At 39.5% G+C, this 24,850-nt stretch carries 17 protein-coding genes; 12 read left to right on the forward strand and 5 right to left on the reverse strand.

Annotated elements, in window-relative coordinates:
* Positions 1 to 22 precede the first annotated feature (22 nt).
* Together BM207_RS07705 and BM207_RS07710 are read right to left on the reverse strand one after the other, a co-directional pair.
* Positions 23 to 661 (reverse strand): DUF6266 family protein, encoded by a 639-nt coding sequence (locus tag BM207_RS07705; RefSeq protein ID WP_090993010.1) that lies wholly within the window; start codon positions 659 to 661, stop codon positions 23 to 25.
* Positions 662 to 998: 337 nt separating this feature from the next.
* Positions 999 to 3,089 carry an HRDC domain-containing protein gene (locus BM207_RS07710; RefSeq protein ID WP_177217080.1) on the reverse strand — a complete coding sequence of 697 codons (2,091 nt, stop codon included), beginning with the start codon at positions 3,087 to 3,089 and terminating at the stop codon, positions 999 to 1,001.
* Between the two features lie 134 nt (positions 3,090 to 3,223).
* Between BM207_RS07710 and BM207_RS07715 the strand changes: the two genes are divergently transcribed.
* Positions 3,224 to 3,985, forward strand: a complete 762-nt coding sequence (locus BM207_RS07715; protein WP_090993012.1) for a DUF72 domain-containing protein — start codon at positions 3,224 to 3,226, stop codon at positions 3,983 to 3,985.
* 5 nt (positions 3,986 to 3,990) lie between these two features.
* Here the strand turns inward: BM207_RS07715 and BM207_RS07720 are convergent, their stop codons facing one another.
* Both BM207_RS07720 and BM207_RS07725 read right to left on the reverse strand, forming a co-directional pair.
* Positions 3,991 to 5,448, reverse strand: coding sequence for a sensor histidine kinase (locus tag BM207_RS07720; RefSeq protein ID WP_090993013.1), 1,458 nt, complete (start codon positions 5,446 to 5,448; stop codon positions 3,991 to 3,993).
* A gap of 8 nt (positions 5,449 to 5,456) precedes the next feature.
* Positions 5,457 to 6,251, reverse strand: a complete 795-nt coding sequence (locus BM207_RS07725; protein ID WP_090993014.1) for an alpha/beta fold hydrolase — start codon at positions 6,249 to 6,251, stop codon at positions 5,457 to 5,459.
* Between the two features lie 105 nt (positions 6,252 to 6,356).
* On the opposite strand from BM207_RS07725, the gene BM207_RS07730 reads away from it, so the two are divergent.
* Genes BM207_RS07730 through BM207_RS07745 form a run of 4 tightly spaced genes read left to right on the forward strand, consistent with a single transcriptional unit; the run spans position 6,357 to position 11,825 of the window.
* Positions 6,357 to 7,475 (forward strand): D-TA family PLP-dependent enzyme, encoded by a 1,119-nt coding sequence (locus tag BM207_RS07730; RefSeq protein WP_218155029.1) that lies wholly within the window; start codon positions 6,357 to 6,359, stop codon positions 7,473 to 7,475.
* A gap of 41 nt (positions 7,476 to 7,516) precedes the next feature.
* Positions 7,517 to 8,824, forward strand: coding sequence for a Gfo/Idh/MocA family protein (locus tag BM207_RS07735; RefSeq protein ID WP_090993015.1), 1,308 nt, complete (start codon positions 7,517 to 7,519; stop codon positions 8,822 to 8,824).
* Positions 8,812 to 10,275, forward strand: coding sequence for a sulfatase family protein (locus tag BM207_RS07740; RefSeq protein ID WP_245768056.1), 1,464 nt, complete (start codon positions 8,812 to 8,814; stop codon positions 10,273 to 10,275). The genes BM207_RS07735 and BM207_RS07740 overlap by 13 nt, the downstream gene beginning before the upstream one ends.
* Positions 10,276 to 10,295: 20 nt before the next feature.
* Positions 10,296 to 11,825: a sulfatase family protein gene (locus tag BM207_RS07745; protein ID WP_090993016.1), complete on the forward strand. Its 1,530-nt coding sequence runs from the start codon at positions 10,296 to 10,298 to the stop codon at positions 11,823 to 11,825.
* A gap of 12 nt (positions 11,826 to 11,837) precedes the next feature.
* Here BM207_RS07745 and BM207_RS07750 read toward each other — a convergent pair whose 3' ends face one another.
* Entirely contained in the window at positions 11,838 to 12,542 is a 705-nt protein-coding gene (locus BM207_RS07750) for a FadR/GntR family transcriptional regulator (RefSeq protein WP_090993017.1), read from the reverse strand.
* A 176-nt stretch (positions 12,543 to 12,718) separates the two neighbouring features.
* Here BM207_RS07750 and BM207_RS07755 point away from each other — a divergent pair, with 176 nt between their 5' ends.
* The 7 genes from BM207_RS07755 (at position 12,719) to BM207_RS07785 (ending at position 24,850) form a co-directional block, all read left to right on the forward strand.
* Positions 12,719 to 16,132 (forward strand): SusC/RagA family TonB-linked outer membrane protein, encoded by a 3,414-nt coding sequence (locus BM207_RS07755; protein WP_090993018.1) that lies wholly within the window; start codon positions 12,719 to 12,721, stop codon positions 16,130 to 16,132.
* Positions 16,133 to 16,142: 10 nt separating this feature from the next.
* Positions 16,143 to 17,732: a RagB/SusD family nutrient uptake outer membrane protein gene (locus tag BM207_RS07760; protein WP_090993019.1), complete on the forward strand. Its 1,590-nt coding sequence runs from the start codon at positions 16,143 to 16,145 to the stop codon at positions 17,730 to 17,732.
* Between the two features lie 104 nt (positions 17,733 to 17,836).
* Positions 17,837 to 18,760 (forward strand): dihydrodipicolinate synthase family protein, encoded by a 924-nt coding sequence (locus BM207_RS07765; RefSeq protein WP_090993321.1) that lies wholly within the window; start codon positions 17,837 to 17,839, stop codon positions 18,758 to 18,760.
* Positions 18,761 to 18,823: 63 nt separating this feature from the next.
* Complete coding sequence (locus tag BM207_RS07770) at positions 18,824 to 19,975, forward strand: Kelch repeat-containing protein (RefSeq protein WP_143095928.1); 1,152 nt, start codon at positions 18,824 to 18,826, stop codon at positions 19,973 to 19,975.
* Complete coding sequence (locus BM207_RS07775) at positions 19,972 to 21,219, forward strand: MFS transporter (protein WP_090993021.1); 1,248 nt, start codon at positions 19,972 to 19,974, stop codon at positions 21,217 to 21,219. The genes BM207_RS07770 and BM207_RS07775 overlap by 4 nt, the downstream gene beginning before the upstream one ends.
* 12 nt (positions 21,220 to 21,231) lie before the next feature.
* Entirely contained in the window at positions 21,232 to 22,773 is a 1,542-nt protein-coding gene (locus BM207_RS07780; RefSeq protein ID WP_090993322.1) for a sialidase family protein, read from the forward strand.
* 4 nt (positions 22,774 to 22,777) lie between these two features.
* Positions 22,778 to 24,850 (forward strand): GDSL-type esterase/lipase family protein, encoded by a 2,073-nt coding sequence (locus BM207_RS07785; protein ID WP_090993022.1) that lies wholly within the window; start codon positions 22,778 to 22,780, stop codon positions 24,848 to 24,850.

The following is a 24,850-nucleotide window of genomic DNA, read 5'->3' on the forward strand; positions in this document are numbered from 1 at the left end:
ACCGCTGGCCCGGATTATGGGCCTAACCGCTAATGTATCTCCCCAAATAAACATTATTCGCAATTCTTTTCCGGTCTAAAGAAGTTATGCTTACATATACGTCAATCGCTTTACCGATAAAATGCTCACTTAATTGGAGGGCACATTTTTTAGCTGCACGATTTACGCCACCAATAAAGCCATCTGTTTCTTCCAGCTCGTGAGCATATGCAACAATAATCATTTGATCATCGAAACTTGTTTTTGGTACACTTTCAAAACTCCAGGTAATATGGAGGAAACCATCAGCCAATGTAACTGCAAGATCTTTAACCATCGGTAAAATACCCTTGCTGAAAATAAACTTACCAAAATCTACACTTAGATTGGGAGAAATGCCCAAAATACTTTCATGGTAATTTGCCGAGAATGCAGCACTAATTTCAGTTTGACTTTCTGCTTCATGCTTCATTCCAACCGTAATATAAGGGTGAAAGGGAACCAGAAATTTATTGATAAACCTCATTTTTTCCTGTGTGGCTATTTGCGCTGGAGTTCGCTTGCTTTTATTGCTCTTTGGTGGAGCGATTCTGAGGTATGAAATCGTTTTCCACGTTCCGCCAATAACAGGCCCTAATTTTCCTGATAAGGGTCCTAAAATTCCTTTTTTGATCTTTGCCATTTTGTTTATGTTTTGTTATTTGTTACTAATTCGTCGTCCGTTGCTCGTTCCAACTCAGCCCTTCATTGGCCTGCCAACTGCCTTTACTTAGACTTTAGGTCTAACAAAGTCTAACGCTAGTCTGACAAGACTCTAACAATGGCCTGAGTTGGACTAGCGATAAGCTAGGTTTATCCTAGCGTATAAACGGGTAAACTCAATAATTAAAACAAGGATAGGAAAATGGATTATATACTGGCAGTCTCCTGGGTCTCGTAACATGAAGAGAACATTTAGCCCATTAGCTCCAAAGGGCGTTTTTTCGAAGAAATTTTATTTGAAAATTTTCATTTTGCCATTATCCAAACAAATCGCTCTCTCCAAGATGCTGCTTGATGAGCCTTAATATCTGCTCGCCATATTCAGCGGCTTTTCCCTCGCCCACACTTTTAACCTTGGCCAATGCGGTGAGTGATCTGGGAAGTTTAGCGGCGATTTCAGATAATGCTACGTCAGATATGAGGTGGTAGCCTAATAATTTCTTTTCTTCAGCGGTGTTTTTTCGCCAGTGGAGGAGTTGCGCATAAAGTGCTGGATTTTCTACCGTAGCGATTTTGCTTTGTTTTTTCTTCCAGCTATCGAGCGCCTTGTAATTAACGGCGCTGCTTTTAGCAGCGTGGATGATAGCTTGTACAGTTGGCAAATCGGCAAACAGTTTGAAGATTTCGATTTTTGTTGCTAATTGCTCAATTAGCAGGTTAAGCGTAGGGAAGTAATCGGCATGAAATGGAGTTCCTTCAACCAATTTATGCAGGTCTAAAATATGTTCGTGAAACGAAATGATAGGGGGTAGGAAATAGTCGGACGCCTTGTGTAACCGAGGCCTAATTGTTGCTAGTTTCAATTGCTGAGTAGTCACGAGTTCTTTTTGGCTAAAGCTTTTTGCGACGGCATTGATCTTCTTTTCGAGGAGTTCTGTTGAAGAGGTTAATTTTTGGATGATAAGTGCTTCGTCTGGAAGCAATGCTATCACAACTGCTTTTAGTTGCTGATAAGTTTGATGGATAGATTCAAAATCAAAGCTTTCCAGTAAAACTTCTTTTTCCAGTGCCTCTGTTGCCTCTTTAAGTTTCTGTTGATCTGGAGTTTCCTGCTGTGCTTTTTTCATAAAAGATGAAACTGCCGGATCGGTGATGATGTTGTCTTTCTTAACCTCATGTTTTAGAATAAGGCCGTTCAAATTTCGGCAGCGGCTTAAGGCCACATAGGTTTGTCCATGGGCAAATGCTGCGCCAACATCAATAATGGCCTTGTCGAACGTAAGCCCTTGGCTCTTGTGTATGGTGATTGCCCAAGCTAACCGCAACGGGAATTGGGTAAACGAACCGGCACTGCTCTGCGTAACTTTTTGATCGGTTTCTGAGAGTGTATATTTGTTGTTTTCCCATATTTCCTTTCCTACTTCAAATGGAGTGCTGTCATCCAGAAAAGTAACATTGATTGTGTCGCCGCTTATGCTATCAACTTTAGCGGTTCTGCCGTTATAAAACTGCTTTTTACCAGAGGCGTCATTTTTGATAAACATTACCATGGCACCTGTTTTTAGTACGAGTTCTTCCTCAGTTGGAAATGCTTCTTTTGGGAAGTCTCCGGTTACGGTAGCTTTGAAAGTATGTGTGTTTCCGGGTAGTTGCTGTAGTCGTTCTTCGTTGATTGTTTTAACAAGCGGATTATGGGTGGTTAGGGTAACATAATGAGCAAGATTTTCGCTGCTGGGCAGAGCTTGGTAATTTGCATTTAACTTGGCTAAGAGCGCATCGCTCACAGCACCACTACGGATTTCGTTTAAGATTTCTATAAAGACCGGATCATTCTGTCTATGAACCTTTTCCAATTCGAAAGTAATTAAGGAAGATCTCTTAAAGACAAGACTGTCGAAAAAGTAAGGACCCTTATAAAACTTGCCTAAAAGATGCCAGTCGTTTTGGAAAACTGGCGGGAGTTGATAAAGGTCGCCGATCATCAATATCTGCACCCCGCCAAATGGTTGGTTTGTTCCTTTTACAAATCTGAGTACTCTATCGATGTAGTCTATTGTATCTGCCCTCACCATACTAATCTCATCGATAATCAACAAATCCAAACATTTAATGAGTTTTGATTTCTCAGGTCCAAAGCTTTTACCATAGAATTCTGCAAATAGCGAATCGAAGGATAAAGGAGGTATGGGCCCAAAAGGGACTTGAAAAAAGGAATGTATAGTTGATCCACCTGCATTAATGGCTGCAACTGCTGTTGGGGCAACTACAGCCAAGTTCTTATGCGTATTAGATCTGATATAGCGTAGGAAGGTTGTCTTTCCAGTTCCCGCTTTCCCAGTTAAAAAAATCGGACGATTAGTATTTTCGATAAAGTCGATAATGAGCTTGTGCAGCGAATCCAGGGTCATGAAAAATAGGGGTATTGATTTGGAGTGACTAAGGTAAATGTTTGTTGGGTGTTGCGGAAAGGAATTTATCCACATAGAACTCGTGGTCTAACATCATTTTGACACAATTTTAAGCCTACCGTGTTTATACCTTAATGGATATTCAATTTAATAACTATTATTCCGGAACAAGTGGACTGTTGTTGCCTGTTCCAAATAAGCTCTACTATCCCGAAGAGTTTAAAGAGAAATCGCGATTGTGCTATTATGCGTCCCTGATGGATACCATCGAAATTAACAGCTCATTTTATAAGATGCCTATGAGCAGTACTGTGCATAGGTGGGCAGCTGATGTTCCTGAAGAGTTTAGGTTCACTTTTAAGCTTTTCAGAGAGATTACTCACAATAAGAACCTGGCGTTCGATCCAGAGGTCATTTCACGTTTTTTTCACGTAATTAATAACGTTGAGGAGAAGAAGGGCTGTCTTTTGGTGCAATTTCCCCCAAGTATTAAAATAGGGGATTTATCACAACTTAAGTTTCTAATGTCTTTGCTTAGGGAGAATGATGTGCAAATGGAATGGAAAATTGCTTTAGAATTCCGACACCCATCTCTGTATGTCGATGAAATTTATGAACTCTTGGAACATTACCAGTTCGGGATGGTAATCCATGACAAAAGCCCTGCTAATAGTCCGTTGCGAGAAACCCATCCCGATTTTGTTTATTTGCGCTTTCATGGGCCAGGTGGGAATTATCGGGGTAGTTATAGCGACGATATATTATATGAGTATGCGAGTTATATAACGGCGTGGCTTAGCGAGGATAAAAAGGTGTATGTTTATTTCAATAATACGATGGGCGAAGCGCATGCAAATCTAAATCTGCTGCGTCAAATTGTTCGAGATACTTATTAGTGGTGTTACGGGGTAATAGTGGGGAGGGTAAACCAAAAGATGCTCCCTTTACCAAGCGTACTTTCTGCGCCAATTTTACCTCCATGGCGTTTAATAATCTCGCTTGATATATAAAGTCCCAGACCTAGCCCCGAGTATTGTCTGCCGTAGTTGTCTGCGCGATAGTAACGGTCAAAAAGATATGGTAATTTTTCTGCTGTTATACCTTCTCCAGTATCGATCACGGCGATTTTAATTTCGGTCTCTGAAGCTTCGGCCTTTAACTCGATGAACTTGGATTTTGCTGCATACTTGCTGGCATTGGTAATAAAGTTAAGAATAACCTGTTCAAGTCGCTGCGCATCTGCTCTGAAAAGTATGTCTTTAGGTGCGTTCAGGGTGAGCTGTTGATCTCGGTTTACCGGAAGATCTACGATCAGCTCCTCGAGGAATTGATGAAGGTCTAAGACAGAATATTTAAGTTCCATTTGACCTTCTTTTATGCGCTGGGTGTTAAGCAAATCGTCAATTAACACACCTACTCGCTCTACACTACGCGATGCCTTTTCGATTAGGTTTGGCATTCGAGAAGTTTGGTCTAAGGAGCTTTTCAACCTTTCCATAAGTTGCATTGCCGTTTTTAAAGTAGTTATCGGAGTTTTTAATTCATGGCTGGCAACTGAAATGAATTCGTCCATTCGGTTAAATTCGCTTACTTGTTCATCGATATTATTACAAGTACCAACCCATTTACTGATTTGGTTGTCATCATCGCGGTTAGGCAAAGCTTGAATTAGGTACCATTGATAATTCCCTAATACATCTCTTAATCTAATTTGTTTTGTAAATCCTGTGCCCGAACGAAGCGATGACGTCCATATTCTCAGGAATGCAATGCGATCATTTTGGTGAATTTTTGTATACAAGCTTACCAGTTCGGTATCATTACCAAAGAAGCTCGTAAAGCGTTTATTAACATAATTAATATGTCCTGCGCTACTTGCTGTCCAGATCATTTCCGGAACAAAGTCCGAAAGGAACTCAAAATGATTGCGTTCTTTGTCGGCAGTTCTCTTAGCCTGTAGCAGATCGTGTTCGTATTTTTTTCGGTCCGTAATATTGAAAATTGTACTATTGATGGCAAGAATTTCACCGTTTTCCGCTTTTACCGTATTAGAGTTCATCAGGCCTGGAAACTTTGAACCATCACTACGAATGAAATCAAAACTAATTTCCTGTACCGAATCCTGTAGCTTAAGCAAAGGGAAATAGAACATCTCGTAATATATACCTCCACCGCGACTGATTAAATTATTTAAATTCCACTTGTATAGTACGGTTTCACGTTCCAGCTCTAACCAATTAAGTAGAGTTTGATTGATTTTGATAATTTTGCCATCGGCCGTACAAGAAAGGTAGCCGCAAGGAGCGTTCTCATAAAGAGCAACCGGGTCTGTAAGTGAATCCAAGAACTTTTTATCCACAGGTATCCTTAGTTTAAATAGGCTTTAATCGCATTAATGGTTTCATCGGGAGCACTCATGTGCGGGCAATGTCCGGTAGCCTCCAGAATAACCATCGTATTGTCTTTCAACTGCTCATGCATATACTGTCCAACTTCCATCGGCGCTACTATATCCGCCGTACATTGTAATGTGAGTGATGGTGTGATAAGATATTTAAGATCACTTCTATTGTCGGCCAGAAATGTTGTTCTTGCAAATTCCCGTGCAATAATAGGGTCTGTTGCACAAAAATTATTGGTTAATCGTTCTCCAAGCTCTGGTTTGTCTGGATTAGCCATAAATGCCGGAGCAAGCGCTTTAGACCAGCCTAGGTAGTTGCTATCCATCATTTCAAATAGGTCTTCGAGGTCTGATCTTTCAAAACCTCCGTGATACTCTTCATCGTTAAGGTATCGAGGCGAAGGACCGAGGAAAATGAGCTTCTCAAAATACTCGGGGCGTTGGTTTGCAGCTAGTAAGCCGATCATTGACGAAACCGAATGACCAACGAATATTGTATCTTTTAGGGAAAGGGCATGATATATTTCTAATATATCCTTGGCATAACCGTCGAGCGTTGAATAGCGTTCGCTATTATAAGCCGTTAAATCTGAACCTCCAGCTCCTACATAATCGAACGTTACAATACTGTAATCCTTTTCAAAAGCTGCCGAGATATCGTTCCATACCTGTTTATCACATCCGTAGCCATGTGCAAGCACCATTGTCTTACTCCCCGAGCCAAAAATGGATACATTATTTCGTTTTACAATATCTGTCATAAGTTCGAATTATAGAAGAGCTGTTTCAAACTTAGCTAAAAGAACGCCTAACTGCAAATTATAGGAAGCTACCTAACTATTAAGCAAATATTTGTATTTTGGACCATGCAAATCAATGAACAAGCATGGTATGAAATAAGTAATGTTGACAAACTCGATTCCCCTGCATTGGTGATCTATGTAGATCGGGTGAAGCGGAATATCCAAACGTTAATTAATAGTGTTAACTATGTAAATAGGCTGCGGCCTCATGTGAAAACACACAAGAGTATAGCAGTTACTGAACTGATGATTTCAGCTGGGATCAATAAGTTTAAATGTGCCACCATTGCAGAGGCTGAAATGTTAGGCATGTGCAAAAGTAAAGATGTGTTGCTAGCATACCAATTAAATGGACCAAAGATAGACCGCTTTATTGAACTTATCAAAAAGTATCCCGCCACAAAATTCTCCTGTTTAATAGACCATATAGCCGCTGCTGAAGAACTCTCCAACATAGCACAAAACAACTCACTTACCATTGCCATTTATTTAGATTTGAATGTGGGCATGAATAGAACGGGAATAGTGCCCGAAAGTGCAGTTCAACTTTATGAGAAGATAACCCGACTACCTGCTTTAAAACTTATGGGGCTACACGCTTATGATGGGCATATTGATGAGGTAGATATCTTTAAACGCTCGGAGGCGTGCATGCAAATCTATCAGAGGGTTTTGAAATTGAAAGAAGCACTGTTGGCAAAGGGTGCCGACAAGATGGAAATGATTATGGGTGGCTCGCCCTCTTTTCCAATTTATGCGCAATTAAATGAGGTAGAATGTAGCCCGGGTACTTTTGTTTACTGGGATGGTAATTACCTGAACGGATTGCCGGAACAAAAATTTTTACCCTCGGCCTTGGTAATTGGAAGAATCGTTTCTATGCCGTCGAATGTACTGCTTACTGTTGATATCGGACATAAATCTGTTTCTTCAGAATACGAACTTACCCGTCGGCTCCGGTTCTTAAATGCTCCAGAGTTGCAAGCTGTTTCCCATAGTGAAGAGCATATGGTCCTAAAAGCTTCAGAAAATCATACTTATCAAATAGGAGATGTGCTATATGGCTTGCCATATCACGTCTGTCCAACTTGTGCGCTATATGAATCTGCGGTAAGTATTAAAGACGGTACGCTCGATAAAGTATGGAAAACGGTGGCTAGAAATAGAGTGATAAGTATTTAAAATAGATATTATATCTTTAAACGAATCAAATTACACAGGAAATGAACAAAGAACGAGTAAAAGATAACTTCGCTTCGCGGCGGAACTTTATTAAAAGCGCAGGTATTTTAACGGCGTTTACAATTATTCCCCGGCACGTACTTGGTGGCGTAGGTTATTTGGCACCTAGCGATCAGGTGAGTTTAGGTTTTATTGGAGTTGGTCGTCAGGGGGTTGGACTAAAGAACTCGTTTATAGGTTTAGAAAAAGCCAGAATTGTTGCTGCTAGTGATGTGTATGGCAGAAAACTGAAATCTTTTGCGGAGCAAGCAAATGAGTATTATGCTAAAAAGAATAATACCAACGTTCAAAAGTCTTGTCAGGAATATCTTGATTTTAGAGAAATACTTGAGCGTAAAGATATCGATGCAGTAGTGATTGCCTTGCCAGACCATTGGCATGCTGCTGCGGCGGTGAGGGCGGCAGCAGCAGGGAAAGATATTTATTGTGAAAAGCCCTTATCACTCAGTATTGCTGAAGGCAGGGCAATGGTAGAGGCAGCGAGAAAATATAATAGAGTTTTTCAAACAGGCTCCATGCAACGGTCGTGGGCAGAGTTTAGGCAAACAGCCAATATTATGCGTAATGGGCTTTTGGGGGATATTAAATCTATCAAAGTAAGTGTTGGTGCACCTCCAGTTCCCTACGATTTACCTAAGCAAGATGTACCAGCAGATTTAGACTGGAATAGGTGGCTTGGACCAAATGAATATGTACATTACAATAGTCGTATAGCACCGAATTTTAATGAGCAGCCTGCGTGGGCAGATTGGCGCTTATATAAGGGGATAGGAGGTGGAATGGTAACCGATTGGGGTGCACATATGTTCGACATTGTACAGTGGGGTTTAGCTATGGATATGAGCGGTCCTGTAGCTTTTAATCCGCCAAGTACCGACAATAAATACTTAAATTTTACTTATGCTAATGGGATTCAAGTAAGCCATGAAAATTTTGGTATAAGTAATGCGATACAAATTATTGGGAGTAAGGGCAAGTTGGAAGTTCAGCGTGGTAAATTGGTTACTGATCCTGTTTCTTTAAAAGATTATAAATTTGGCGAAAGTGATAAGCAAGTGTATTTTAGTCAAAATCATTACCAAGATTTCTTAGATGCTGTTCAAACCAGGGGAAACACTGTTGCTCCGGTTGAAACAGGGCACCGCACCGCAACAGTTTGTAATTTGGCTAATATTGCCTACGAATTGGGAAGACCATTAAAATGGAATCCTGAAAAAGAGAAATTCATTGACGATAAAGAGGCTAATAAATTAATAGGCAGACAATTGAAAAAAGAATGGAAGGTTTAACCAATCAAATAAAATTAAAAGAAATCATCTTTACGATTTGTATGACGTTTGCCAGTGTTCTCGTTTTTGCTCAGGCAAATAATAAGCATCCTAATGTGATTATTATTAATATGGACGATATGGGTTATGCAGATATCGAACCCTATGGTATGACTGGTATTGCTACCCCTAATTTTAATAAAGCGGCCGAACAAGGAATGCGTTTTACACATTTCAACGCCGTGCAAGCTGTTTGTAGCCCATCAAGGGCAGGGCTTTTAACCGGCTGTTACCCTAATAGGTTAGGTCTAGCTCATGCATTTTCACCAACCACCAAGATAGCATTAAATCCTTCGGAAGAAACAATTGCCTCTCTTTTAAAAAATGCAGGTTATAAAACTGCCATGCTCGGTAAATGGCATTTGGGAGCGCAACCACCATTTTTACCCCTAAACTATGGTTTTGACAGCTTTTATGGAATCCCTTATTCACATGATTATTGGCCCGTTAATTACGATGGCAAGCCCGTTGAAGAAGGTAATCCTAAGGCTAAACATCCACCTCTACCTATTTACGAAGGCGATAAAATCGTTGCTACCAATACGACACTCGACGATCAAGCAGCATTGACGGGAGTATTAACCCGCAAGGCCGTTGATTTTATAGAGAATAATAAAAAGCAACCTTTCTTTTTATATTTAGCTCACCCCATGCCCCATGTGCCACTAGCGGCCTCAAAGAAATTTAAGGGAAAAAGTGATATAGGACTCTTTGGGGATGTGATTATGGAGCTAGATTGGTCTATAGGAGAGATCATGAATACCTTAGATAAGCACAATTTGTCTGAGCATACCATTCTAATTATCACCAGCGATAACGGTCCATGGATTCGTTTCGGTAACCATGCTGGTTCCACTGGTGGTTTACGCGAGGGTAAAGGAACCGCTTGGGATGGCGGAACACGTGTGCCTTTTATAGTGAGATGGCCTGGTAAGATTAAGGCAGGTTCGGTAAATAGTAGGTTAATGACTAATTTAGATATACTACCTACTGTTGCGTCGTTCACACATAGTAAGTTGCCAAAAAATAGAATAGACGGATTGAATTTTGCCGATTTACTCTTGGGAAATTCAACAGCTGCGGTACGTGAGGTTTTTTATTACTATTATGACGCCAATAATTTGAAAGCGGTAAGATATAAGAATTGGAAACTTGTGTTGCCAAGCAACTCGCAAACTTATGCCGGAACCCTAGGTAAAGATGGGGTGCCCGGTAGCTCGCAGTTCTTACCCGTAAAGATGGCACTTTATAATTTAGCTCACGATCCTGGTGAAATTTATGATGTCCAGACCTTGTATCCAGAAATGGTGGAAAAAATTATGCAGTATGTCGAAGAAGCACGAGCCGACCTAGGTGATGAATTAACCAAAAGGAAAGGCGCAAACGTGAGAGAAGCCGCCCAAATAAATTAAAATACAAATTCAATTATTTAATGAAGAAAATTATAATTACCTCCCTCTTATTTACAATTTTTACTAATAATGTTAGTTTGGCCCAACAAAAACCAAATATTGTCATCATTGTATCCGATGATCATGCTTATCAGGCAATTGGTGCATATGGAAGTAAAATTGCAAAAACACCGAACATAGACAGGATAGCCAAGGAAGGCGTTACGTTTAACAAAGGCTATGTTACTAATTCTATTTGCGGACCAAGTAGAGCGGTCATATTAACCGGTAAATACAGTCATAAAAATGGCTTTAAAGACAATATTAGTTATCAGTTTGATGGAAGTCAAGACCACTTTGTAAAACAATTGCAAAAAGTTGGCTATCAAACTGCATGGATAGGGAAGTGGCACTTAGAAAGTACCCCACAGGGATTTAATTATCATAAAATCTTAAAGGGACAGGGGCACTATTATAATCCGGAATTTTTGAACATGGACGGGAAACTGGAGCGCATTAATGGCTATGTAAGTAATGTAATAGAAGATGAAGTGGAAAAGTACTTAGATTCAAGGGATAAAAGCCAGCCGTTTTGTGTTGTCATAGGGCATAAGGCTACCCACCGAACTTGGTTACCCGATACCAGGGATATGGGGCTGTATGACAATGTTAGTTTTCCACTGCCCAAGCACTTTTATGATCATTATATGAATCGTGAAGCTGCTAAGGTACAGGATATGAGTATTGACAAAACAATGTTGATGGGTTATGATTTGAAAATGCTTTCCTACAGTAAAAATGGAGAACCATCGGTAAATAGGATGACTCCTGAACAGAGAGGTAAATTTGACGCTTATTATCAGCCCATTGAGGCCGATTTAAAAGCTCGGAATTTGAGTGGTAAAAAATTAATCGAGTGGAAGTATCAGCGCTATATGCGGGATTATCTTAGTACAGCTGCATCCTTGGATCGAAACATTGGGCGCACATTGGATTACCTTGAGAAAAACAACCTGTCAAAAAATACCATCGTAATTTACCTATCGGATCAGGGCTTTTATTTGGGTGAACATGGTTGGTTTGACAAACGTTTTATGTATGAAGAATCTTTCAGAACTCCACTGGTTATGCGCTATCCAGGCGTAATTAAACCAGGTACCAAATCAGATGATTTGGTGTTGAACATGGATATTGCGCCGACGGTGCTTGATGCCGCAGGTGTGGATATTCCCAAAGACATACAAGGGGAATCATTTTTGCCTTTAGTAACGGGACAGAAGGCTCAGGGGCGTAGTGCTATCTATTATCACTACTATGAGAATAGCGAGCATTCAGTTTCTCCTCATTTTGGGGTTAAAAATAAGCGTTATAAGCTCATTCGTTTTTATACGAGGGTAAACTCATGGGAGCTATATGATTTGCAAAAGGACCCACATGAGGTAGATAATGTTTTCGGCAAGAAGGGATATGAAAAAGTTACGGCAAGTTTAATGAATGAGCTAAAAAATCAAATGGAGAAATATGATGACGCAGATGCTATAAAGATATTCTCGACGCAGCTAGGAAAGTAGTTAAATTGCAAATTACATCTCCGAAAAAAGTCGGTTAAAATGATTTTCAAGATGGTTTCTCATGGCATTACGGAAAAGTTCGGGAGAGCCATTTTCTAAGATATCCACTAACCCTTTATGTGATACATATTTGTCAAATTGGATTTGCTTTTTTAACAAACCACTGTTGTGTACATAATCGAAAATAGGTAATAACATACTCTGGAATTTTTTGAGGGTCGGATTTCCGGTGATGTCATATAATTTTCCATGAAAGGCAATTTCATGATCGATATTAAAGAGATGATTTTGTGTGGCATTAGGTTCATTACCTACTATTGCTTTCAACTCTTCGATATCGGGCTGGGTAATGTGCTGAAATATGAAGTCGGCCATGCCAATTTCTAATACCATTCTTATTTCAAATATATCCTTCAGCGTACCCTGATCTAAAATATGAGGATTCATACTTTTGCTCAACACCCCAAATATATCTGGTGAGGTAATTACAGAACCTTTTTTCTTCTTTGATTCTATCAACCCCATCATTCTCAATCGTAACAATGCTTCTCTAACAACAGTTCTACTTACACCTAAATTACTGCAAAGTTCTAATTCTGTAGGAATGCTATCGCCAACTTTAAGTTTTTTTTCTTGAAGCAATTGCACGATGTTGTCTTCTACCCGATCTACTAAAGAACTAGTATCTACCTGCTTAAAATTGGCCAAAAAATCCATTATTATGTATAATTTATTGATAGGAAAAATACGCTATACTTCCCTGGGAGCAAATATATAACATTACTGAGAAAAAAACTTCAATTAAAATGAACAAAATATTTGGAACAAATAAAAATAATTCCGTACTTCGAAAGTATTATGTATAACATAATAATCAAATAAAACCATGATGTATGAGAAAAAATTACCAATCAAACGTTAGCAAATTAGTGCTAACACTAGTGATGAGCTTCATGATGCTAATCGCTAATGCCCAAAATAGAAATATAACTGGGCGTGTAACCGATGCTTCCGGTGTTGGAATTCCAAGCGCAGGTGTGCTGATAAAAGGGACCAAGATAACAACTTTAACAGATGGAACAGGGAATTTTAGCATTCCGGCAAAAAATGGAGATATATTAGTCTTCTCTTTTATCGGCCTCATTGCTAAGGAAGTTGTTATTGGCAACCAATCATCCATTGCTGTAACCTTGGAAGAAGATAATCAAGCGTTAAACGAAGTCGTTGTAGTTGGTTATGGTACCATAAAGAAGTCAAAATTAACAGGCTCGGTATCAAAATTAGATCCAAAGGTTTTGGAAACAGGTATGCGATCTAATCCTGCTCAAGCCTTGGCTGGTACAATACCTGGTTTAAGAGTTTCTACAACAACAGGAAGACCAGGCTCAGTTGCAAGTATTACTTTAAGAGGAGGAACGAATTTTGACGGTAGTGGTAGTCCGCTAATTTTGATGGACGGTCAAGTGAGAAACTCTCTAAGTGATATCAATTCTGAAGAAATAGAGAGTATGGAAATTTTGAAAGATGCTTCTGCAACTGCTATTTATGGAGCTAGAGCCAGTAATGGGGTAATCTTGATTACTTCAAAAAGAGGGAAAACAGGATCATCGTCTATTTCCTTGAAATCAAGAACAGGTGTAAGTTATTTGAATACCCCGTACGATTTTCTCAGTGCCGAAGATTATATCAAATGGACGCGTTTAGGCGTGGTTGAAGCTATCAAAAACGGTACGTTAGGAACAGTTGCGTCAAATAGTGCGCTGGCCGCAGTTGGTCCTAGAGGTACAGGAAATGTTTATAAAGATGGAGCGGGCAATATTTTAGATGGTAATTATAGTAGCAATGCTATTTGGAGTACAATGCGTTTAACTGCTGTTAACCAAGAGTTGCTTTCAAAAAATACAGGCTGGAAAACAATGAAAGATGCCGTTCCCACCAATGCTCAGGGTAATTACGATCCCAATGGAACATACGCAGACCTAATTTATAAGGATTTTAATTACGGGGATTATGGGCTTCATAAAACTGCTCTTTCGCAAGATTATAATATCAGTATGAATGGTGGAAACGACAAAGGTAGCTATTTTGCGAACATAGGATATTATAATGAAGGCGGTCTCTCGTTAAAAACATTTTACCGTCGTTTAAATTTTAGCGTCAATGGAGATTATAATGTAAAAGAATGGTTGAAATCTGAAAGCGGAGTTCAGTTTATCAAAGCCAATTGGAGAGATCAATCTCTTTTTAACGGCGAGGCGAACTATTGGGGACGTATGCTTTCTGCACCACCAACTATGCGTGGAACAAACGAAAAAGGTGATTTGTTATTGGGACGTGATGCAAGTGACGGTAATCCTATAATTAATATCGATAAATATAAGGTGGACAACCAATCGGATAAATTTACCCTGAGTCAGGCCTTCAAAGTAGATTTTACAAAAGATTTATTCTTCAAAGTAAAAGGTACCTTGTTTTATGAGGAGGGATTTTATGAGAGTTTTAATAGGGACTTTAGAACAGGGATTATGAGTCTTACCAACCCCAATACAGGTTGGAATAGAGATAGGACATCTGCTGCATCCTTCAACCGCACTACTAGACAAACCTATAATGCGATTTTGAATTACAAGAAGTTAATTCATAAAAACAGTTTTGATGCGATGGTAGGTGCCGAATATTTTGACGCCTACAGCAAGGGATTTTCTGCAGATGGAAAGTTAGCACCTACAGATGATTTTCAAGATTTAAACCTTACTGCTAAAGATGTTGCAGGAATAGGCGCTAGAAATATCGTTTCAAGTCACAGTAGAGAACGGATATTATCGCAATTTGCTAGAGCTAATTATGATTATGATGAAAAATATCTACTTTCTTTTACAGTAAGAAGAGATGGCTTTTCTAGACTAATTGGAGACAACCAATTCGGGATATTTCCAGCAGGTTCTGCCGGATGGGTAATTTCTAAGGAGAACTTTATGCAGTCAACTCAAAACTGGTTATCGTTTTTAAAACTAAGAGCGAGTTATGGTAAGAATGGAAACATTGGTATCGGAACTTCCAATGCCATTGGTTTATATGAATTACAGGGTGCTTATGGACCGCAGAATGCCTATAATGGGGTAATAGGTTTCTTAAATACCCCTGCAAATCCAAATTTAAGATGGGAAAAAAGTACCACCTTAGAAGGGGGATTGGATATGGCCTTTTTGAAAAATAGAATCACTGCAGGCGTTGGTGTTTACAATAGAATTACATCCGATAAATTAGCAAATGTACAGCTGCCAACTTCTTCTGGTGTTTCCTCTGTTCGCACCAACAATGGAAGCATGCAAAATACAGGCGTAGAATTAGAAGCAAACTACAAGATCATTCAGAAAAGTGCAGTACGATGGGAGATAGGTGCTAATGCAGCTTGGAATAAAAACAGGATACTTAAACTACCTTTTAATGGAAATGAAAATAACAGGCAAGGCGGTCAGCAGATTTATGATCCAGCAACAAATAGATTGGTTTGGGTTGCCGGCCTTCAAGAAGGACAAGAGCCAGGTGAGATATATGGTTTTGTTAAAGAGGGAATCATAAGAAATGCGGATGATTTAGCGAAATATAACAAAATAGATTTAGCCGCCGGGCAAGTATGGTATGGTGGTTCTGCCGGTAAAAAAGTAGCTAGCCAGTCGTTAATTGCTAGCAAAAATCTAAATCCCAACGCAAATTCACCTACGTTTATCGCTACTCGATTAGGTGATGTTAAATGGAAAGATATCGATTTGAATGATACCATCGATACCAGAGATATGGTGAAGTTAGGTCGCACATTGCCTCGTTGGACAGGGGGCTTTAATACTTCCATCTCCTGGAAAGGTTTAAGTCTATTTGCTCGTATTGATTTTGCACTTGGTTATAAACAAATGGACTTTATGCAACTTTGGGCATTAGGAAGTTTTCAGGGAGAATTCAATGCAACAGAAGTTGTTAAAGATACCTGGACACCAGAAAACCCGAACGCAGCTTATCCGAGATATACTTGGGCAGATCAGTTAAACTCAAAGAATTTCGACAGACCAAGTGATATGTTTTGGGTAAATTCGAATTATTTAAATTTTAGAGAGGTCTCATTAAGTTACAGTCTGCCGACAAAACTACTTCAGAAGGCTAAAATAGGCGGCTTAACGATTACCGCTACTGGACAAAATCTAGGGTACCTAACAAATAAACAACTTAATTTGCCTGAACGTACAGGTTCTCAGAATAGTGCCTATATAATCCCTACCCAAGTAATTTTTGGCGCTAACCTAACCTTTTAAATAAAATATTATGAATAAGTTAAAATATATAGCATTAGCATTTACGCTCGTAATCAGCACGATGTCTTGCCGTAAAACACTAGATTTGGCGCCGGAAGATTACTTTGGAGATGGTAATTTTTGGCAAAACGAAGCACAAGTAAACAACTTCATGGCTGGTATGCATGGCCAGTTTAGAGGCAGTATGTTTCAGTTCGAACGCCTTGGCGAGTTAAGAGGTGGAAGCTTTAGCAATGTGGACAGACAAAACACCTCTTTGAATGAACTACCTATCATACAACAAGATCTATCAGAGAACTCAACTGGTATTGGTAGTTGGGCCGGTTTTTATGAGCCAATATTGCAAATCAACTTGTTTATTCAAAAAGTTGAAGCAATAACATTTTTATCTCCTGCCAGAAAAAATGCTTTCTTAGGGCAAGCTTATGGATTGAGGGCTTATTATTATTTTCACCTATTGCGTACCTATGGAGGAGTTCCTATTCGCTTGGAACCCGAAGTTTCAAACGGTAAAATTGATCCCATAGAATTACGTAAAGCCAGAGCAACAGAAGCAGAGGTATTAACAGTAATCAAAGGCGACGTTAATAAATCGATTGAACTATTCAACGGTGTAGCTACTACTTCAGATAAAAGCCAATGGTCGCCAAATGCATCACTGATGCTAAAAGGTGAAGTGTATTTATGGTCGGCCAAGGTATATAACACAACTGCCGATTTAGCCGATGCAAAAGCAGCTTTAAACGCCGTAACCGGAACGAGCTTACTAACTGGCACTGCCAGCAGCTTTGCAAACGTATTTAAAACTAAAAACAATAGTGAAATTATTTTTGCCATAAGATACGCTGTTGGAGAAGCCGAAATGCCTAGTGTAGCTCAATTTACTTACTCAACTTTTAATTTCGATGGTCAGCACTATAAAGACTCTGTTGCAAGTGCAGGAGTGGGTAATTTCTTGGTCGACCCACTAAAGTTGGCGCAAACAAACTCTCAACAGGTAATCCAACGCTATGCCTATACTTTTGAACTTTTCCAAACTTACAATGTGGCAGACAATAGGAGGAACGCCACTTTTTATGACTATTATAAAGTAAATACGGGCGTTAATCCAAGGGTTCCAACAATAAGAAATACTGCCTTAGTTAAATTCATTGGCCCAGACCCAGCTACAACAACCAATAAGAAATATTTTACAGACGATTGGCCGGTTTATAGGGAAGCAGACAGGCAATTAATGCTTGCAGAAATTGTGAACGCGGAAGGTGGAGATCCCTCGACTTATATTAAAGTTGTGAGAGACAGGGCTTTTGCGCCTCTATCAGATCCTACACCTTTTATAACTAGTGGCAAGGATGCAAATGAACTGGCTATTTTCGCAGAACGAAGTAAGGAGTTTGTTTTTGAAGGTAAGCGATGGTATGATTTACGAAGAATGAAATTTGCTAACGAGCCATTAGTATTTAAATCTCCAAACCATAAATATGGCGTGCTTGATAAAGCAACAGAGGGTTACGAAATTCTTTGGCCAATTGAAAAAGCGATATGGACCAATGATCCTTTAGTTAATCAAACACCTGGTTATCCTACTACCAAACCCTAACAGGTTTAGCTAAATAAATAACGATTACAGACTATAACTACGAATATTATAGTCTGTAATCTTCCTATCCTGTCATCATGATTTTAAAAACTACTACATTTCCCATGAATTTCAAACCACTAAAAGGTTTAATTGCAGCCCCATTTACACCGATGCATGCAAATGGAGACATAAATCCTTCCTTAATTCCCGCATATTATCAATTTTTAAAACGTAACAAAGTTACAGGAGCCTTCATTTGTGGGTCAACTGGAGAAGGTGTATCGCTCACCATGCAAGAAAAGATGCACATAGCAGAAGCCTGGGCAGATGCAACAAAAGATGATGAACATTTTAAAGTGATGACTTTGTTGGGTGGAACGTGTATTGCGGATTGCAAAGTATTGGCCAAACATGCCGAATCAATTGGGTTATATGCGGTTTCATTTACTGCACCTTCGTATTTTAAACCAGCAAATGCAGCTATTTTAGCCGAAATTTGTAAGGAAATAGCGATAGAAGTTCCCAATATGCCTTTTTATTATTACCACATTCCAGTGTTAACAGGAGCTAATATTGCCATGATCGATCTATTGAAAGAAGTAGATGGGAACATTCCAAATTTCGCTGGCATTAAATATACGCACGAAGATTTTATGGACTTTCTTTCCTGTATGAACTTTAGCAGTGGTAAGTTCGATATGCTATGGGGTAGAGATGAAAATATGCTCTCCGCATTGGTATTGGGAACAAAGGCTTCTGTGGGTAGTACTTTTAATTACATAGCTCCTTTATACAATCAACTAATGGAAGCTTTCGAAGAAAATGATCTCCAAAAAGCAACAGCACTACAACAAAAATCAATCGACTTTATTCGTTTACTGGGAAAGTACGGTGGTATCGCTACCGGAAAAGCATATATGAAGTTGGTTGATTTTGATTTTGGCGGATTTAGACTTCCTGTTAAGAATATGAGTGCTACTGCATTTGAGGATTTCAGCGCTGAGGTTGCAAACCTAGATTTTAAATCTTTTAGGTCGGTAAACTAAAAAAGCGAACATTTTGAGCGCCTAACTGCATTGGCAATGGTATCTTTACCTAAGCCTTTTTTTATGAAAAACACTACTTTTTATCTTACTTTATTGATTACTACAATATTAACTCCGAATTTATTGGCGCAAAAGGCAAACATCCACGACATTGCCTGGATTATGGCAGGCAACATTCCTCCTGCCCATCAACAAAATGTATCTGTCGGTCTGGCAGGTGCCGCGATTGGTGTTTTAGCCAATAAGCTTGTGCTTGCTGGGGGCAACAATTTTCCTGATCAAATGCCTTGGGAAGGAGGAAAGAAGCGTTATTATGATGATATCTTTGTATACGCAAAGTCCACAACAGGTTTAACCTTAGCGGATACCAACTGTAAATGGAAACTCCCATTTAACTTAGCATACAGTGCTGTGTGCAGTACCCCTAAAGGAATGGTTATTGCGGGCGGAGAAAATGAGAATGGATTGGTTAATAAGGTTTTATTGCTAACATGGAATGCCGGAGCATTAACGACCAGCTATCTGCCAGACTTACCGAATGGCTTAACTAATGCTGCCTTAACCTATAAAGGAGATAAACTTTATGTGGCTGGCGGAGAAAATGCGGATGGAGCCAGCAATCAGTTTTTATCTTTAAATTTAAACGCGTTAAACGATGGATGGAAAGCATTGGAAGATCTTCCCCATCCTGTTTCCCATACGGTATTAGTAAGCGCTGGTGATGAAATCTACCTTATTAGCGGTAGAATGAAGAACGTTGGCGATACCAGTACAATTTACAATCAGGTTTATGCTTTTAAGCTGAGTGAGCATACCTGGACAACCAAAAATGCCATGCCTTATCCGGTGTCGGCTGCGACTGGAATAGTTAAAGGAAATGACATTTTAATCTTCAGTGGCGATGAGGGAAAGACTTTTCATGAAACCGAGAAGTTGATTGCTACGATAGACCGCGAAAAAGATACATTAAAGAAAGAAACGTTAAACCGGCAGAAGGCCAAACTTCAAGAAGGCCACCCAGGTTTTGCCAAAACGGTTTTAAAATACAGTCTTTTGAAGGGCAATTGGACAGTACTGAAAAGCACCATGCCGTATGGAACAGTAACTACAACTGCGGTAATATTTGATGAGGAGATCGTCGTCGCTGGGGGCGAAATTAGAGCAGGCGTACGAACGCCTCATATTTTGGTAGGTAAAATAAAATATACAAAATGATGGAAACCAAAAGATATGCTTGGACAGTAGTGGGCCTTCTATGGGTGGTTGCCCTGTTAAATTATATGGACCGGCAAATGCTCTCTACCATGAAACCTTCCATGCAAATTGATATTGCAGATCTCCAATCGGCCACAAACTTCGGTTACTTAATGGCTATCTTCTTATGGATATACGGTTTTATGAGCCCGGTGTCGGGCATTATTGCCGATAAGTTTAATAGAAAATGGTTAATTGTAGGTAGCTTATTCGTGTGGAGTGCCGTTACCTTTGCAATGGGCTATGCCACAACATTTAATCAGCTCTATCTTTTAAGGGCTATTATGGGCGTAAGCGAAGCTTTATATATTCCTGCTGGCTTATCGCTCATTGCCGATTTTCATAGCTCTAAAACCAGATCCCTTGCTATTGGTATTCATATGACTGGTTTATACATGGGGCAGGCACTAGGCGGCTTTGGGGCCACAGTTGCTAAAAATTATACCTGGCAAGCTACGTTCCACTTTTTTGGAATGATAGGCATTGTATATGCACTAATTTTAGTCTTCTTCCTGCGTGAGAAAAAGGTTGCTAAAGCAACCGCAACAGATCAGCTTACCGCTGGCCCAAAAGTACCTATCCTTAAAGGCTTAGCATTATTGCTCAGTAATATTTCGTTCTGGATTATCTTAATGTATTTCGCTATTCCAAGTTTACCCGGTTGGGGCGTTAAAAACTGGCTCCCAACTTTATTTGCGCAGAACTTAAACCTGCCTATGGAACAAGCCGGACCTTTGTCTACCATTACCATTGCCGCTTCTTCGTTTATCGGTGTAATTTTTGGCGGTATCTTATCAGATAGGTGGGTGCAGAAAAACTTGAAGGGCCGCATTTATACGAGTGCAATAGGTTTGGGCCTAACCATTCCTTCGCTATTATTGATAGGCTTTGGTCATTCTTTGTTTCATGTAGTAGGTGCAGCACTTTGCTTCGGAGTGGGTTTCGGAATGTTCGATGCAAATAATATGCCTATATTGTGTCAATTTGTTTCCTCGAAATACCGTGCAACAGCTTATGGAATAATGAATATGACAGGCGTATTCGCAGGTGCCTATATTACAGATTTACTGGGAAAATCAACTGATTCTGGAAACTTAGGTCATGATTTTGCCATGTTATCCATCATCGTCTTTGCAGCCTTAATGATCCAACTTTATTTCTTACGTCCAAAATTTAACGACTTTACAGATGCTCAAACCAATTAACATATGAAAGCTATGAGATTAAAATTAAGCCTAGGTTTATTGTTGATATTCAACCTGTTTGCTTTTCAGGCTTTTTCAACTACAGGAATTACAATTACGGCTTCAGCACCAGTGTCGCCAATATTTAAAGGAATAGAGTCTAATCCTTTATTGTATTTACGAATATATGTTCCTGCGGGAGAAAAACTATCATTACGGAAGTTAACGCTAAAAGCAAACTCCGCCGCATTACAAGCCGTTGAAAGCGTAGATGTATATTTTACCGGTAGAGAAGCCTCCTTTAATGAAAAAGAACATTTGGCAAAGCTTAACCCTACCAGAATCAGTGAAAGCTTGGCAATTAGCCTACACTTAAAACCCGGTGTAAATTATATTTGGTTCAGTGCCAAACTTAAAAAAGACGCAGATATCGATTCAAAGATCGAGTTTCATGTTGTCCAACTGGAGGATGTAAATTCAAAGAAACATCAAGTTAGGGAGGTAGGGAAAGGATTTGTAAAACGATTGGGTATTGCAGTAGTTAAAGGTGGCCAAAACGACATCCATACCTTTAGAATTCCGGGAATAGCTACAACAGATAAAGGTACATTAATTGCGGTATACGATATACGATATAAAAATTCGAGAGATCTGCCAGCAAATATTGATGTAGGTATGAACAGAAGTACAGACGGTGGTAGAACATGGGAGCCGATGAAAGTGATGATGGATATGGGCGAACCACACGACAACAACGGGGTGGGAGATCCCGCGGTGCTTTTCGATCCCATTACCAAAAAGATTTGGGTAATCGCATTGTGGAGTAAAGGAAATCGCTCTATCGCAGGGTCAAAACCTGGTCTCTCAGAAGATGTTACCGGACAGTTGGTGGTAGTAAGTAGTGATGATGATGGCCTTACCTGGTCGAAACCCAAAAGCATCACCGCTGGGGTGAAAGATCCAGAATGGAATTTGTTTTTTAACGGCCCCGGTAGCGGAATAGCGATGGCTGATGGTAAAATTGTTTTCGCTGCACAATATTGGGACGAGCATGCTATGCCGCACTCAACATTAGTGTATAGTGTAGATCATGGTACAACCTGGAAAACTGAAGACGGACCGATCCCAAATACAACAGAAGCACAGCTTATAGAAACCTCACCTGGAACATTAATGTTAAATATGAGAGATAACCGGGGAAGTTTTAGAAGTATTGCCACCACGGCTGATTTGGGTAAAACCTGGACCGAACACCATACTTCTTACCAAGCACTGCAAGATCCAGTTTGTATGGCCAGCTTTATCAAAGCTAATGTTCTAGTTAAAGGCAAACAACAGCAAGTAGTCTTCTTCGGAAATGATAATACGCAAAATGGCAGGTTTAATTTAACTATCAAAGCTAGTACGGATTTAGGCGAAAGCTGGGACAGCAAAAATGAGCTATTGGTTGATGATCGAAAGTTATTCGGCTACTCATCCCTAACAAAGATCGATGATGGCATGATTGGTTTCTTTTATGAAGGTGTGAGAGATATGTATTTTGTACGTATCCCGGTAACCGAAATCTTAAAATAAATCAATGAAGACTGTTGCCAGGGTAATTATTGCGCTCACATTTTTGTGCAGTAACAATGTATACGGACAAAAAATTAAAGTTGCTTGCGTTGGAAATTCTGTAACAGCTGGATATTTATTACCTAATCCCTTACAGAATTCGTATCCCGCTCAACTGCAACAATTGTTAGGTAATAACTATGAAGTGGGCAATTTTGGCTTAAGTGGAGCAACGCTTTTAAAGAAAGGGCACAGGCCTTACAATAAAACTAAGGAATTCATTAACCTGTTAAACTTTAAAGCTGATATTGCCATAATTCATTTAGGGTTAAATGACACAGACCCCAGAAATTGGCCAAATTTTAAAGATGAGTTTCAAAGTGATTATCAATGGTTAATAGATACCTTGAAACAAGGAAATCCTCATATGAAGATTTATATCTGCAGTCTCAGTCCTATTTTTAGCGGACATTCAAGATTCAAATCAGGAACTCGTGATTGGTATTGGCAAATTCAGGAAAAAATAGAATCCATTGCCAAGGTTAACCACCTCCCGCTGATAGATCTATATGCAGCCTTACATAATCGCCCTGAGCTTTTTGCCGATAATCTTCATCCTGACAAAAGGGGGGCAGGAATTATCGCCAAAGCAGTTTATCAAAATATAACCGGCGATTTTGGAGGCTTTAAGTTGGATCCTTTATTTGCTGATCATATGGTATTACAGCGCGACCAATTAATTGGTGTATATGGAACAGCTAATGCGAACGACCAGATAGAAGTTAACTTTAATAATATGATTAGGCGTGTAGTAACAGATCGTACAGGAAAGTGGAAAGTTCAATTCCCTGCTATGAAGTTTGGAGGGCCTTACAATTTAACAATCGTTTCTGGTACTCAAACACGGCGTTTGAAAGATATCCTTATTGGAGATGTTTGGTTATGCTCCGGTCAATCTAATATGGCTTTTCCTTTAAAATCAGCCGCAAACGGTATTAACACAATTGCTAATCTGAACAAAAATTTACCCATAAGATTGTTAAAGTTTAATGCAATCGCTGAAACGGATAATATATCTTGGGATCAACAGACATTAAATGCGCTGAATGAACTTGCGTATTTCTCTGCAACATGGACAAATTTGGAACCTAATACCGTTGCTGATTTTTCAGCAGTTGCTTATTATTTTGGCGAAAAGTTAGCAAAGCAAGTAAATGTACCAATAGGGTTAATTCAAATGGCAGTAGGTGGCTCAACACTCGAGTCGTGGATCGATAGAAAGACATTAGAACATGACGATCTTTTAGTCGATTTAACGAATAACTGGCGGAAATCTGACTTTATGCAAGAGTGGGCAAGGGGCAGGGCGGATATGAACCTGAAAAATGCAGGTAATCCAAAGCAAAGACATCCTTATGAACCTGCCTATAATTACGAAGCTGGGATTTCAAAGCTGATCAAATTCCCTATCAAAGGGATAATTTGGTATCAAGGAGAAAGTAATGCGCATAATGTAGAACTTTTTAACCACGAAATGCCCGTGTTAGTGAAAAGCTGGCGAAAACATTGGAATGCTGATTTTCCTTTTTATTATGTACAACTGTCGGCCATAGATCGCCCATCATGGCCATACTTCCGCAATGCACAGCGAAAACTCCAATCCCTTATCCCAAACGCCGCAATGGCAGTGAGTTCAGATCTTGGAGACTCATTAAATGTGCACCCAGTACATAAAAGGGAAGTGGGTGAAAGATTAGCACGCTTAGCGCTGAAAAACACTTATCACCAAAATATCAAAGCCAGCGGACCAGATGCAGTGAAAGCGATTAGAAAGGGCAATTTGATCGTAATTACTTTTAACCATGCGCAGAAATTACAGCCTAGCAATGGATCCATTTTAAAGGGCTTTGAAATAGAAGATGATAAAGGAAATCGTCTGCTAGTTAAAGCAAATATTTATAAAAATGAGGTCCATTTAACCATACCGCCTAATCGGATTGTCGTTAAGGTGCTTTATGCTTGGCAGCCATTTACAAGAGCAAATCTGGTGAACGAAGTTAAACTGCCAGCCTCAACATTTTCTATTACCGTAAAATAA

The organism is Pedobacter insulae (assembly GCF_900113525.1).
Classification (GTDB): domain Bacteria; phylum Bacteroidota; class Bacteroidia; order Sphingobacteriales; family Sphingobacteriaceae; genus Pedobacter; species Pedobacter insulae.